14 protein-coding genes and 1 tRNA gene are annotated in these 13,358 nt (G+C 67.5%); 3 read left to right on the forward strand and 12 right to left on the reverse strand.

Features of this window, described 5'->3' with window-relative positions:
- Positions 1-54: 54 nt before the first annotated feature.
- Entirely contained in the window at positions 55-1,989 is a 1,935-nt protein-coding gene (locus ACWIGM_RS23355; RefSeq protein ID WP_454028362.1) for an FAD-binding monooxygenase, read from the forward strand.
- A 277-nt stretch (positions 1,990-2,266) separates the two neighbouring features.
- On the opposite strand, the gene ACWIGM_RS23360 is transcribed toward ACWIGM_RS23355, so the two are convergent.
- The 12 genes from ACWIGM_RS23360 to ACWIGM_RS23415 all read right to left on the reverse strand — a co-directional run bounded on the left by ACWIGM_RS23360 (position 2,267) and on the right by ACWIGM_RS23415 (position 12,302).
- A tRNA-Arg gene (locus ACWIGM_RS23360) sits at positions 2,267-2,343 on the reverse strand.
- A 140-nt stretch (positions 2,344-2,483) separates the two neighbouring features.
- Positions 2,484-2,900 carry a phosphoribosyl-ATP diphosphatase gene (gene hisE / locus ACWIGM_RS23365; RefSeq protein WP_454028363.1) on the reverse strand — a complete coding sequence of 139 codons (417 nt, stop codon included), beginning with the start codon at positions 2,898-2,900 and terminating at the stop codon, positions 2,484-2,486.
- Positions 2,901-2,962: 62 nt separating this feature from the next.
- On the reverse strand, positions 2,963-3,469 hold the full coding sequence (locus ACWIGM_RS23370; RefSeq protein ID WP_454028364.1) for an RNA pyrophosphohydrolase: 507 nt from the start codon (positions 3,467-3,469) through the stop codon (positions 2,963-2,965).
- Entirely contained in the window at positions 3,466-4,674 is a 1,209-nt protein-coding gene (locus ACWIGM_RS23375; protein WP_454028365.1) for a divergent polysaccharide deacetylase family protein, read from the reverse strand. Before ACWIGM_RS23375 ends, ACWIGM_RS23370 begins: the two co-directional genes overlap by 4 nt.
- Before the next feature lie 159 nt (positions 4,675-4,833).
- Positions 4,834-6,183 (reverse strand): S41 family peptidase, encoded by a 1,350-nt coding sequence (locus tag ACWIGM_RS23380; RefSeq protein ID WP_454028366.1) that lies wholly within the window; start codon positions 6,181-6,183, stop codon positions 4,834-4,836.
- Positions 6,183-7,550, reverse strand: a complete 1,368-nt coding sequence (locus ACWIGM_RS23385) for a murein hydrolase activator EnvC family protein (protein WP_454028367.1) — start codon at positions 7,548-7,550, stop codon at positions 6,183-6,185. Before ACWIGM_RS23385 ends, ACWIGM_RS23380 begins: the two co-directional genes overlap by 1 nt.
- Entirely contained in the window at positions 7,547-8,029 is a 483-nt protein-coding gene (gene rlmH, locus ACWIGM_RS23390; protein ID WP_454028368.1) for a 23S rRNA (pseudouridine(1915)-N(3))-methyltransferase RlmH, read from the reverse strand. Before rlmH ends, ACWIGM_RS23385 begins: the two co-directional genes overlap by 4 nt.
- Positions 8,030-8,041: 12 nt before the next feature.
- The gene (rsfS, locus tag ACWIGM_RS23395; protein WP_454028369.1) at positions 8,042-8,398 is read right to left on the reverse strand and encodes a ribosome silencing factor; all 357 of its coding nucleotides are present in this window, start codon (positions 8,396-8,398) and stop codon (positions 8,042-8,044) included.
- A 123-nt stretch (positions 8,399-8,521) separates the two neighbouring features.
- Complete coding sequence (locus ACWIGM_RS23400) at positions 8,522-9,133, reverse strand: nicotinate-nucleotide adenylyltransferase (RefSeq protein ID WP_454028370.1); 612 nt, start codon at positions 9,131-9,133, stop codon at positions 8,522-8,524.
- Positions 9,130-10,437, reverse strand: a complete 1,308-nt coding sequence (locus ACWIGM_RS23405; protein ID WP_454028371.1) for a glutamate-5-semialdehyde dehydrogenase — start codon at positions 10,435-10,437, stop codon at positions 9,130-9,132. Before ACWIGM_RS23405 ends, ACWIGM_RS23400 begins: the two co-directional genes overlap by 4 nt.
- Positions 10,438-10,455: 18 nt before the next feature.
- A complete protein-coding gene (proB, locus tag ACWIGM_RS23410; protein WP_454028372.1) occupies positions 10,456-11,595 on the reverse strand; it encodes a glutamate 5-kinase in 1,140 nt (379 codons plus the stop codon).
- A 119-nt stretch (positions 11,596-11,714) separates the two neighbouring features.
- The gene (locus ACWIGM_RS23415; protein ID WP_454028373.1) at positions 11,715-12,302 is read right to left on the reverse strand and encodes a hypothetical protein; all 588 of its coding nucleotides are present in this window, start codon (positions 12,300-12,302) and stop codon (positions 11,715-11,717) included.
- A 212-nt stretch (positions 12,303-12,514) separates the two neighbouring features.
- Here ACWIGM_RS23415 and rpsU point away from each other — a divergent pair, with 212 nt between their 5' ends.
- Both rpsU and ACWIGM_RS23425 read left to right on the forward strand, forming a co-directional pair.
- Complete coding sequence (rpsU, locus tag ACWIGM_RS23420) at positions 12,515-12,778, forward strand: 30S ribosomal protein S21 (RefSeq protein WP_110489825.1); 264 nt, start codon at positions 12,515-12,517, stop codon at positions 12,776-12,778.
- A gap of 82 nt (positions 12,779-12,860) precedes the next feature.
- The gene (locus ACWIGM_RS23425; RefSeq protein WP_454028374.1) at positions 12,861-13,235 is read left to right on the forward strand and encodes a DUF6481 family protein; all 375 of its coding nucleotides are present in this window, start codon (positions 12,861-12,863) and stop codon (positions 13,233-13,235) included.
- Positions 13,236-13,358 lie beyond the last annotated feature (123 nt).

Genomic DNA, 13,358 nt, shown 5'->3' on the forward strand with positions numbered 1-13,358 from the left:
CGCTGCGCGCAGCCAGATCACCTCAATCCGTCCTGCCTCGCAGAAGGTGGCCTCATGCAATTCCATCTCAACGGTTTTCGGACCGGCGATCCCGGCGTTTCCGAGCCTGCCACTGATCTCGCCGCTTCCTCGACCGGCGCCTCCCTGCCGCAAAACGTCGATGTCCTCATCGTCGGCTGCGGCCCGGCCGGCCTGACGCTGGCGGCGCAATTGGCCGCCTTTCCCGAGATCACGACGCGGATCGTCGAGCAGAAGCCAGGACCTCTGGAGCTCGGGCAGGCTGACGGCATCGCCTGCCGCACCATCGAGATGTTCGACGCCTTCGGCTTCTCCGAGCGGGTGCTCAAGGAGAGCTACTGGGTCAACGAGACGGTGTTCTGGAAGCCCGACGCGGCACGGCCGGAGGCGATCACCCGCAGCGGCCGGATCCAGGATGTCGAGGACGGGCTCTCCGAATTCCCGCATGTGATTCTCAATCAGGCACGGATCCACGACTTCTTCCTTGACGTCATGCGGCGCTCGCCGAGCCGGCTGGAGCCGGACTATTCCCGGCGCCTCATCGATCTCCAGATCGACAACGGGTCATCGCATCCGGTTACCGTGCAGCTGGAGCGGCTCGATCCCGCGCATGAGGGAAAGATCGAGACCGTCAAAGCGCGCTATGTCGTCGGCTGTGACGGCGCCCGCAGCGTCGTGCGCAAATCGATCGGGCGCACTTTGCAGGGCGATTCCGCCAACCAGGCCTGGGGTGTCATGGATGTCCTGGCCGTCACTGACTTCCCGGACGTCCGGCTGAAGGCGCTGATCCAGTCCGCCGGCGAAGGCACGATCATCATCATCCCGCGCGAAGGCGGCTATCTGATCCGCATCTATGTCGAGCTCGACAAGCTCGCCACGAACGAGCGGGTCGCGAGCCGCAATATCGGCGTGGAGCATCTCATCGCTGCGGCGCAGCGCATCCTGCGCCCCTATACCTTCGAGGTGAAGGAGGTCGCCTGGTGGTCGGTCTACGAGATCGGCCAGCGCCTTTGCGACAAGTTCGACGACGTGCCTGCGGATAAGGCCGGGCGGCGCCTGCCGTCGGTCTTCATCGCCGGCGATGCCTGTCATACCCACAGCCCGAAGGCCGGCCAGGGCATGAACGTCTCGATGCAGGACGCCTTCAATCTCGGCTGGAAGCTGGCCGCGGTCCTGCGCGGGCACTGCCCGCCGGAGCTCCTGCACAGCTACTCCGCTGAACGTCAGGCGATCGCCAAGGAGTTGATCGATTTCGATCGCGAATGGGCGAAGATGCTCAGTGCCCCCCTGAAGACTACCGAGACCGGCGACGGCGTCGATCCCAAGGAGGTCGAGGCCTATTTCGTCAGGCATGGCCGCTACACCGCGGGAACCGCGACCCGCTACGCACCCTCGACCCTGACGGGCGAGCCAACCCATGCCGGCCTCGCGACAGGATTGCCGATCGGCGCGCGCTTCCAGTCTGCGCCGGTGATCCGACTCGGCGACGCCAAGCCGGTCGAGCTCGGCCATGTCGCGCAGGCCGATGGCCGCTGGCGTCTCTACGCTTTCGCCGACCGCACCGATCCCTCTTCGGGCACGTCGCGCCTGCGTGCCCTGTGCGACTTCCTCGCGGATTCGCCCTTGTCACCCCTGCGGCGACACACGCGGCCCGGTGACGATGTCGATGCGGTCATCGACCTGCGCGCGATCCTTCAGCAGGCCCATCGCGACGTCGCCGTCGATGCCTTGCCGAGCTTGCTCCTGCCCCACAAGGGCCGGCTCGGCCTGATCGACTATGAGAAGGTCTTCTGTCCTGCCCTGCACGGCCGCCAGGACATCTTCGACCTGCGCGGCATCGACCGCGAGCGTGGCTGCCTGGTGGTCGTGCGCCCTGATCAGTATGTCGCCAATGTATTACCGCTCGATGATCACGCGGCTCTTGCAACGTACTTCGGAGCGTTCATGGCAGCGCAAAACCCCATCGGCTGATGGGCAAAGATCATCGCGGTGGACGCGTGCAGTCGGCGCTGAAAGGCTGATCGCCCGCCCTTGATCCTAGCGGGCCGAGCCTGAAGCGGGCGTTCGAATCCGCCCGGCGCCGGGAGCGGAACCTCATCAAGCTGGGAACCCGTGCGCGATTGTGTTGCGCGGTTTCTGTCAGTGAAAGGAGGCCGGGATCAGCGGCTTAGAAGGCCCGCTGGCGGAGATGCGCGGCGGATGATGCTCAGATCATTTGCCGGCAGTTTTCTCGTCTGGTCGAGAAGAATGGCGCGCCCGAAAGGATTCGAACCTCTGACCCTCAGATTCGTAGTCTGATGCTCTATCCAGCTGAGCTACGGGCGCATGTCAGCGAAGCGGTTTTGAAGGCCGCCTGCGGCTGACGAAAGCCGACTTAAAGGCTCGCGCCGCGCTTGGCAAGCCCCGTCTGCCGACTTCCTTCGCTTTCTTGTCGGCCCCTGAACAGGGCGGCTACGAGGAGGCCGTCAGCCATGCTTGCCGTGCAGCAGGAGCGGCTGCAAGGCGTCCTGCCGCGAGCTGTCCTCGGCCGTCCGGCTGTCCGATGCGGCCGTGCGCTGGCCGCGCTGCCTGGATTTCGGCAGCTTTTCGGCGATGCCGTAGAGCTCCTCGCGCCGGTCCATCTCACGCCAGATCTCTCCGGGCGTGATGCCGAGCTCGCTCCACAGCACGACGAGGTTGTAGATGAGATCGGCGCTTTCGCGGACCACCGCCGGGCGGTTGTTCTGCACCGCCTCGATGCCGACCTCGACCGCCTCCTCGCCGAGCTTCTTGGCCATTTTCGGAGCGCCTTCGCGGATCAGCTTGGCGGTTCGTGACAGGGCGGGATCGCGGCTGCGAGCCGAGAGGACGGCGGCGTAGAGTCTCTGCACCGAATCGGTCATCGGCACAGAATCGGGGCGCCATGTAAGGGTTTCGTGACGGTCCCGCCGCCGGCGCCGGGTGCTCATCGTGCGGTTACTCCTGCGAACAGGCGCGCGACCTCGCGATAGACATCGCGCTTGAACGGGATGATCAGCTCCGGCGTCTCCGCCAGCGGAACCCAGCGCCAGGCGTCGAACTCCGGCTTGTGGCCACCGGCAGGGTTGAGAATATTGATCTCGCTCTCATCGCCGTCGAAGCGGAAGGCGAACCATTTCTGCGACTGGCCGCGATAGCGGCCGCGCCAGGCCTCCTTGCCGATCTCGTGCGGCAGGTCGTAGCTCAGCCAGTCCGGCGCCTCGGCAAGCAGCGAAACCGAAGCGACATTGGTCTCCTCGCGCAGTTCGCGATAGGCGGCCTCGATCGGCTGCTCGCCGGCATCGATGCCGCCCTGAGGCATCTGCCATTCATGGCCCGGCGCGACATGCTCGCGCTGGCTGCGATTGGCGCGGCGGCCGATGAAGACGAGGCCCTGGGGGTTGAACAGGGCAAGGCCGACGCAGGGACGGTAGCCAGCGGGAGGTTTCGTCATCGCAGCGAGCCGGTGGTGGAGGGATTGCGGAAGCCGCGGGCGGCGCTGACCGGAACGATCACGAGGTTCTTCGCCTCGAGCGTGCGAGCCCAGCGCGTGATGCGCTCGACAGTGACGGGCAGGGCGCTGGCAATGGCGACGGCGGCGCCCTGATCGCGGGCGAGGGTCTCGAGGCGCTGCAGTTCCTTGTCGATTGTCTCGGCGCGCGGGACGGTATCGAGGGCAAGATCGGCCTTGAGCGCCGGAATCTGGGCCCTGGATGCTGCCGAGGCGAGCAGGCTGCGCGGCGAGGACCCGTCGTCGACCACCATCAATCCGCGCCCGGCGAGCTCGCGCAGCAGCGGGGTCAGGGCCATGTCGTCCGAGGTCAGCCGGCCGCCGAGGAAGTTGACGACGCCGACATAGCCGGAGAAGCGGCCGAGCACCCATTGCAGCCGGTCGAGATTGTCGGTGCCCTTCGGCCCGGTGAGCAGGGTGTGCGGGCCGGGATCGTTGTCGGGATAGTCGAACGGCTCCATCGGCACCTGCAGGAAGACCTCATGGCCTTCGCTGCGGGCGCGCTGCACGGTCTTCTCGAGCTCGGCGCCATAGGGGGCGAAGGCGAGCGAGACCGGCCCCGGCAGGCGCGCGATCGCCTCGCTGGTCGAGCTCTGGCTGATGCCGAGGCCGCCGACGAGGATGGCGATCCGGCCGGCCGGCTTGGTGGCAGGAGCAGGCCCGAGCGGGCGGGCATAGACCTGTGCCGGCGTCGCGCCGTCAGGGCCGATCTTCGGCAGTAGACCATGCCGGGTGCGCTCGACCAGGCGCTTGTCGGGCGCTGGCGCCAGTTTGATCGTGCCGTCATCGGGGACGGTGATGATGATCGCGCCGGGGGCCTCGGAGCCCGGTCGGACCACGGTGACGCCGGATTCGGTCTCGAGCTGGCTGGCGCTGGCAGGGCCGCGCCTGTCGTCGCGTGTGGCGGGTTCAGGCGGAGCCTTGGCGATATCGGGAGCAGGAGTGCGCTCGCGGATCACGGCGATCGCGATCGGCTCGCCACCATTGGGGTCGCGTCGGAGCGCCGCATAGAGCGCAAGCCCCGCAAAGATGACGAGCAGTGCGCTGGTCAGGCCGCGCCACAGCCAGCGCCCATAAGGCTTTTGCGCGCGCGCGCGCTTCGCCTGCCCGAGCGGCTGGTCGAGTTCGCTGAGCGGCAATCCGGCCAAGAAGCGCCGTCCTCTTCGACGTCATCACAGATGCGAATCAGTTCGCAGTGCTAGAGTCGGATGATTCGGGCCGGAATCAATCGTCAATCGGCCGCAGGGAAAACAATCTCCTGCGGCCGTTGCACAAGTGCCGAGCTGTTGGGCAGAAAAGCCCCTGGCTCAGTTGGACTTCCCGGCTTCCGGAGCGGGTGCCGGGGCAGGCGCCGGAGTGGCAGGCAAGGCCACGTCCTTCTTGCCGCGCAGCAGGTTGAGCGCCGCGGTGAGCTGGGTGTCCTTGGTCGGATCAATGGGGACATAGGACGGCGAGCCGGCCTGTTCCTCCTTGCCGTCGCCATTGCGCAGATGGCCCTTGAGCGAAGCCTCGCCCTTGTTCTCGACCTTGTCCTTCAGCTCGGCCGGCACGTCCTGGATGATCTCGATATCGGGCGTGATGCCCTTGGCCTGGATCGAGTTGCCGGACGGGGTGTAGTAGCGCGCCGTGGTCAAACGCAGGCCGCCATTATCACCGAGGCGGATGACGGTCTGGACCGAACCCTTGCCGAAGGAGCGCGAGCCCATGACGGTGGCGCGCTTATGGTCCTGCAGGGCGCCGGCGACGATCTCGGCGGCGGAGGCCGAGGAACCGTTGATCAGCACGACGACGGGCTTGCCCTTGGTCAGGTCGCCCGACTTGGCGTTGAAGACCTGGGTCTCCTCGGCATTGCGGCCGCGGGTCGAGACGATCTTGCCGCGCTCGAGGAAGGCGTCCGAGACCAGCACGGACTGGTCGAGGCGCCCGCCGCGGTTGTTGCGCAGGTCGATGATGTAGCCCTTGACCTTGTCGAAACCGATCTCGGCATTGATCTTGTCGAGCGCCTTGCGCAGGCCCTCATAGGTCTGCTCGCTGAAGGTGCCGATGCGGATATAGCCGACATCGCCCTCGACGCGTTCCTCCACCGCCGGAACGACGATGTTGGACCGGGTCAGGGTGAACTCCAGCGGCTCGGTCTTGCCGGCGCGCTCGATCTTGAGCCTCACCTGCGTGTTGATGATGCCGCGCATCTTCTCGACGGCCTGGTTGAGGCTGAGGCCCTTGACCTCGTCGCCGTCGATCTGGCGGATGATGTCGCCGGCCAGGATGCCGGCCTTGGACGCTGGCGTGTCGCGGATCGGCTTGGCGACCTTGAGGACACCGTCCTCCATCGTCACCTCGATGCCGAGCCCGCCGAACTGGCCGCGCATGTCGATGTCCATGTCGCGGAAGCTCTTGGCGTCGAGATAGGCCGAGTGCGGATCGAGCGACGAGACCATGCCGTTGATCGCGGCCTCGATCAGCTTCTGCTCGTCGGGCTTCTCGACATAGTCGGTGCGGATCTTCTCGAAGATGTCGCCGAAGAGATTGAGGCTGCGATAAACCTCGGCCGAAGCCGCGACCGCGCTGGTCGAGGAGAGCAGCTTGGTCTGGGTCACCACACCGGTGAGCCCCGCGCCGGCGATGGCGCCGACCAGAACGAGAGAAACCTTGCGCATCATCCGCGAACCTTTTCGCCTTGCGATTTCGTCCACCACGGCGTCGGATCGATCGAGACGCCGTCTTTCCTGAACTCGACATAGAGGACCGGCTCGCCGGTCCCCGCTCCCACATTCGTCGCGGCCGCTTCCGCGGTCTCGCCCATCACCGCAACCGGCTCTCCGGCCAGCACAAACTGGTTCAACGACACATCGATGCGCTGCATGCCCGCCAGAAGAACATAGTAACCATTGCCGGCATTGAGGATCAAGAGTTGGCCAAAGGAGCGGAACGGCCCCGCATAGACCACCCAGCCATCGGAAGGTGACGAAACCACGGCGCCGGGGCGGGTGGAAAGCGAAATTCCACGGGTTGCGGCGCCAACTTCGTCAGCCGCGCCAAATCCACGCAATTGTGAACCGGCGACCGGCAGAGGCAGCATGCCGCGCAGTTCCTGGAAGGCCGCCTTGGGCGCGAGCCGGGCCGGATCGCGGAAGGCGAGCTGGGCCATGCGCTGGCGCTGCTCCTGTGTTTCGGCTTCAAGCGCGCGACGGGCAGCCTCGGCGGCACGGGTGGTGGCGGAGATGTCCTTCTCGATGCGCTCGACGAGGTCGCGCAGGGACTTGGCCTGCGCGGCGAGCTCGCTGCCGGCGGCGCGCTGCGTCTCGATGTCCTGGGCGGCGCTGGTCTCGCGGCTGCGCCTGGCCTCGATCAGCGAGGCGAGGCGCTGGCGTTCGCCGGCCAGCCCTTCCATTTCGCCGGCGATGGCCTTCCGCTCATCGGCGATGCGCTCGCGCAGGCGCACGAGTTCGGCAAGATCGGTGCCGAGGATGGCGATCTCCTGACGCAGGTCGGGCACGACCGCGCCGAGCAGCATCGAGGCGCGCACGGCCTCGAGGATGTCCTCCGGCCGGACCAGCACTGCCGGCGGAGGCCGGCGGCCGATGCGCTGCAGCGCGGCCAGCACCTCGCCGATCAGGCCGCGCCGGCTCTCCAGCGAGCGCCGGATCGCGGTCTCGCTCGTCTGCAGCAGGGAAAGCCGCTGCTCGATCCCGGCGACGCGGCCTTCGGCGGCTTGCGTGCGAGCGGTCGTATCGAGCAGGGCCTGGTTGAGCTTGGTCCGATCGGCGCGGATGCCGGCGATCTCGGCTTCGAGCTTCACGCGGGCATCGGCATTGCCGGCGAGCCGCTCCTCGATCGCCTTGAGCTCGGCCTCGCGGGCGCGCTTTTCCTCACGCTTCTGCTCGGTGTCGCGGGTGGCTTGCTCCGATTCGGGGGAAGGAGCGTTCTGGGCGACAGTTAGGCTGGCCGGCAGGCAGGCGCAGAGCAGCGCCAGCCAGAGCCGGAGTGGAGGAGCGTGTCGAATCAGCCGGGAGCGGCGGGTCATGCGCGATGATAGGGATGTCCGGCCATGATCGTCATCGCTCGATAGAGCTGTTCGAGCACGAGCGCACGCACGATCTGATGCGGCATCGTCAGGGCGCCGAAGGACAGCACCAGCGCGGCGCGCTCGCGCAGTTCGGCGTCGAGCCCGTCGGCGCCGCCGATCAGCAGCGTCGCGGCGGGCGTTCCAGCATCGCGTGCGGCGGCGAGGCGGTTCGCGAAGGCGTCGCTGTCGAGGCTTTTGCCACGCTCGTCCAGGGCGATGAGGAGGCCGGAGGGCGGCAGGCGCTCGCCGATCAGCTTCGCTTCCTCGCGGCGGCGCTCCTCGGTGCGGCGGCCACGGCCTTCGGCAAGCTCGATGACCTCAGGACCGCTCAGGCCGAGCCCGCGGGCAAGCCCTTGCGCCCGCTCCTGATAGCGGGCGCAAAGATCGCGCTCCGGCCCGTCCTTGAGGCGGCCGACCGCGATGACCGACAAACGCATGAGGGGCGGATCTTAGCCGACGAGGCGCTCGCGCGGCCGGTCGGCGCCCCACATCTTCTCGAGATTGTAGAATTGGCGCACTTCCGGCCGGAAAATGTGGATGATCAGGTCGCCGGTGTCGATCAGCACCCAGTCGCAGGCGGGAAAGCCCTCGACCTTGGGGGTCTCATGGCCGGCCTTCTTGAAGGCTTCGACCAGGCTGTCGGCGATCGAGGCGACGTGACGGTTGACCCGGCCGGAGGCGATGATCATGGCGTCTGCCAGTGAGGTCTTGCCGACGAGGTCGATCACGGTGGCGTCCTCGGCCTTCATGTCGTCCAGGACCTTGAGGGCGAGCGCGATGCTGTTCGCGGCGGGGTTCTCGGTCATGGCGGCCGGGGGAAGCGGCTCGGTGCCGGCTTCGCCGATGGATTGACGGTTCAGAGCCGTATCCTCACGTGACGACGCGCTCAGGACGCGACATGCCCAATTTAAGCGCCGGAGGGGTCGAATTCAATTGGTTTCGGCAAGTTCGCGCAGATAGGTCGAGGACAAGTCGGAACGCCGGCCGTGCAGGAAGATCCAGGCCGGCGGGGTTCGCACCGGCAGAGCCGCGCTCTGATTCTCCGACAATCGCCAGCGCGCCATCCAGTTGGCGGCGGGGGACGCAATCGAACGATGCGTCGAGCCGGGGCGATCGATCACGGCGATCGGCATCATCCGGGCGATCGTGCGCCATTCGTTCCAGCGGTGGAAATTCGCCAGATTGTCCGAGCCCATGATCCAGACGAAGCGCACACCTGGGCAGCGGCGCATCAGCTGGCGCAGCGTGTCGGCGGTGTAGCGGGTGCGTAAGGTCGCCTCGATGCCGGTGACATTGATGTGGCCGTGATCGGCGAGGGCGCGGGCCTGGGCGATGCGCTGCGCCAGCGGTGGCAAGGCGTGATTGTCCTTCAGTGGGTTGCCCGGCGTGACCAGCCACCAGACACGGTCGAGCTGGAGCCGGCGCAGCGCCGTCAGGCTCGCCATGCGATGGCCATCATGGGCCGGGTTGAAGGTGCCGCCGAACAGTCCGATGCGCAGACCGGGGGCGTGCGGCGGCAGGCGCAGCTCTTCGGCGCTCACGGGCGTACCTGACCCTGGCCGTGAACCCGGTACTTGAAGGAGCAGAGCTGCTCGACGCCGACAGGGCCGCGCGCATGCATGCGGCCGGTGGCGATACCGATTTCCGCACCGAAGCCGAATTCGCCGCCATCGGCGAACTGGGTCGAGGCGTTGTGCAGGACGATCGCTGAATCGACCTCGGCGAGGAAGCGGACGGCGGCGGTCTCGTCCGCCGTCACGATCGCATCGGTATGGTGCGAGCCATAGGTCTCGATATGGGCGATGGCGGCATCGAGACCGGGCACGAGCTTCACCGCGATGATGCGGTCGAGATACTCGGTGCGCCAGTCCTCCTCGCTTGCCGGCGTGATGCGCTGATCGAGGGGGAGCGTCGCCTCGTCGCCGCGCACGGCGCAGCCTTCGTCGAGCAAGGCGGTAACCAGCGGCCGCAGATGTGTCGCGGCGCAGGCCTCGTCGACCAGCAGCGTCTCGGCGGCGCCGCAGACGCCGGTGCGGCGCAATTTGGCGTTGAGCAGGATCGCGCGGGCCATGGCGAGATCGGCTTGCCCGTGGACGTAGACATGGTTGTTGCCGTCGAGATGGGCGAAGACCGGCACGCGCGCCTCTTGCTGCACGCGTGCGACCAGGCTTTTGCCGCCACGCGGCACGACCACGTCAACAGTGCCGCCAAGCCCCTTGAGGATCTCGCCGACAGCGGCGCGGTCGCGGCTCGGCACCAGCTGGATCGCCTCGCGCGGCAGGCCGGCCGCGGCGAGTCCATCCTGCATGGCGGCGGCGATCTCGCTGGAGCTGCGGAAGCTGTCAGAGCCGGCACGCAGGATCGCGACATTGCCGCTCTTCAGGCAGAGCGCGCCGGCGTCCGCCGTGACGTTGGGGCGGCTCTCGAAGATCACGGCGACGACGCCGAGCGGGGTGGCGATGCGCTCGAAGAGCAAGCCGTTGGGCTGCGTCCAGCTCGCCAGTACGCGGCCGACCGGATCGGGCAGGCCGGCGATGCCGGCGACGGCCTCGGCGACCGCTTCGAGGCGGGCCTCGTCGAGAGTGAGGCGATCGATGAAGGAGGCGATGAGGCCAGCGGAGCGGGCGTCGGCCAGGTCCTGGCGGTTGGCGGCAAGGATCGCCGGCGCGCGTTCGCGCAGTGCCACCGCCATCGCCGCGAGCGCGTGGTTGCGCTGCTGCGTCGGTGCGGTTCCGACTCGGCGCGCCGCGGAGCGAGCGGCCCGGCCGAGTCCGCGCATCAGCGCGGCGACGTCGCCGTTCTCATTGTCGGGCGCGGGGACGCGCCTTGCGTTCTCTTGGGTCATCGCCGCCCTGAACTTTGCTTACGCATCGGGATCGTAGCCGAGGCGCAGCGCCATGTCGTCCCGGTGAATCATCTCGGCGCGGCCGGGGTAGCCGAGCACCGCCTCGATCTCGCGCGAGGCCTTGCCGAGCACGCGCGCCGCCTCGTCCGCGTCATAGGCGACGAGGCCGCGACCGAGCTCGCTGCCGTCACCGGCGCGGATCATCACCGCGTCGCCGCGGCTGAAGGCGCCCTCGACCCGGGTGACGCCGACCGGCAGCAGGCTCGCCCCGCCGCGCAGTGCCCGGGCGGCGCCGTCGTCGACATGGAGCGTGCCGCGCGGTTCGAGCGAGCCGGCGATCCAGGTCTTGCGCGCCGTGGCGGGTGTCGAGGCGCTGAGGAACCAGGAACAGCGCGCACCCTCACTGACGGCGCGCAGCGGGTTCTTGGCGCGGCCATCGGCGATCAGCATATGGGCGCCGCCGGCGGTCGCGATCTTGCCGGCCTCGATCTTGGTACGCATGCCGCCGCGCGAGAGTTCGGAGGCGGCGCCGCCGGCCATCGCCTCGATCGCGGGCGAAATCGCCGGTATGACCGGGATATGCTGCGCGTCCGGGCTGGACAAAGGCGGGGCGGTGTAGAGGCCGTCGATGTCGGAGAACAGCACCAGGAGATCGGCGCCGGCCATGGTGGCGACCCGGGCGGCCAGCCGGTCATTGTCGCCATAGCGGATCTCGGAGGTGGCGACGGTGTCGTTCTCGTTGATGACGGGGACGGCACGCAGGTCGAGCAGCCGGCCGAGCGTTGCGCGGGCGTTGAGGTAGCGCCGGCGCTCTTCGGTATCGGCGAGCGTCAGCAGGATCTGGCCGGCGTTGAGGCCGTGATGGCCGAGCGCTTCCGACCAGTTGCGCGCGAGCGCGATCTGGCCGACCGCGGCGGAGGCCTGACTTTCCTCGAGCCTGAGCGGGCCGGCCGGCAGTTTCAGCACGGTGCGGCCGAGCGCGATCGCACCGGAGGAGACGACGAGCACATCGGCGCCGCGGCCATGCAATTCGGCGAGGTCCTCGGCGAGCGCGGCGAGCCAGGCATGACGCAGGCGACCCTGCGCCCGGTCGACGAGCAGGGAGGAGCCGACCTTGACGACGATGCGGCGGAACTGATCGAGGACAGGCAGGTTCACGAGCGGGACCGGGCTTCAAGGCGGCACGACGACGCCCGGCGCCGTTCCTTGGCCAAATCGCCGGCGTTGTAAAGCAGCACAGGTGCAATCCTGCTGCGCCTGCGGCTGCATGGGCTGGTTTAAACCGGTGCGTTGAGCACGCGGACGATCCAGTAGGCCTGGTAGGCAATGTGCAGCAGCGCCGTCCCGAGCTGCAGGCGCTTGTTCGCCCAGAGCGAGGCGGCCAGGCAGAGGCCGAGGCCGAGTGGGACCTGGACGAGGTAGTCGGCGCTGTAATGGCTCCAGCGTGCCGGGCCCTTCAGGGCGGTGTCGACGACATCGAGAACGAAGGTCAGCGCGAACAATCCGAAGAACCAGCGCCGACGATTGAGGAAGTAGTCCTCGTAATCGGCATACTCGTCGAGATCGTCCGGGAACAGCAGCGCGCAGAGCAGGAAGAGCGTCAGCGCATAGCCGATCAGGAAGAGGAAGGTGCCGAAGGTCAGGCTCGGCAGTCGGGACAGCGCAAACTCCCACCACCAGAACAGGGCGAGCTCGACCAGCAGGGAAAAAACCCAGAGCAGGTGGATCGCCGACAGGCGGTAGCGCTTGGGATGCTGGATCAGCCGGGCAACGCCGGTGAGCAGCCGGGTGATACCCAGACCGACCACCATGCCGATGACGATGCGGATATGGGGGAAGAGTTCGTTGGCGGCTTGCGGATCCATGGCGTCCGATGCGATCGAAGGCGGCTCAAGGGTGCATGGCGGAGTGCCCCCTGCCAAGGAGCGCAAGGCGATGCGGGTTCGCCATGCGCGTGGTGGGACGCGATAGGGGGTGGCGCTGGCCGCCGATTTCTGTTACCGGGGGCGCGAATTCATCAAGGGTCGGGCTCAGCCTGGCCCTTTTTCCTTCCCAACGATTCGATCTGGAGCATCGGATGCAGGTTCTCGTGCGCGACAACAATGTCGATCAGGCCATTCGCGTTCTGAAGAAGAAATTGCAGCGCGAAGGCGTGTTTCGTGAGATGAAGCGTCGCGCTTCCTACGAGAAGCCGTCCGAGCAGCGCGCCCGCGAGAAGGCCGAGGCCGTGCGCCGCGCCCGCAAGCTCGCCCGCAAGCAGGCCCAGCGCGAAGGCCTGATCGCTGCGCCGAAGCCGAAGGTGCTGAAGCCCCGCGCTGCCGGCGCAGCGGCCCCGCGCTGATTTCACTACAAAACTCCCGCGCACTGCCCTATTTGCAGCGCGCGGGCGGCATTCTCGCCCGAGCAACTCCTGAAGGCCAACCTTGAAGAATCCGAACGACCGCCATTTCACCGACCGCCAGGCCAACTCCGCCAATGCGAAGAAGGCCCTGCTCGAGCGCTTCAAGAAGCGCCCCGGGCCGGATGATCCGGTGATGGTGCAGCGTCGGGCCGAGCGCGAGGCGATCGCCGCCGCGCGGGCCGAGCGCGATGCCAAGAAGGAAGCGGAGCGCCTGGAAGCCGAGCGTATCGCCGCCATCGAGCGCGCCGCGCGTGAGGAAGCTGAGCGTCAGGCCGAGATCGAACGCGAGGTGCAGCGCAAGGCCGAGCAGGCCAAGCGCGATGCCGAGCGGCCGCGCCGCGTCCTGCTCGAAGCCGTGCAGTACATGGAGATGCGGGTCGCCGGTAAGCGCCGCTGACCACGAATTCGCGATCGAAATTGGTCGATCGATGACGGCGTCGCACCTCGTGCGGCGCCGTTTTCTTTGGTGCAGTGGCGCACGGCGCCCGTTGTTTCCGCAAGGGAATAGCACTCGTTCCAT

It is taken from the genome of Allobosea sp. NPDC055332 (assembly GCF_053645455.1).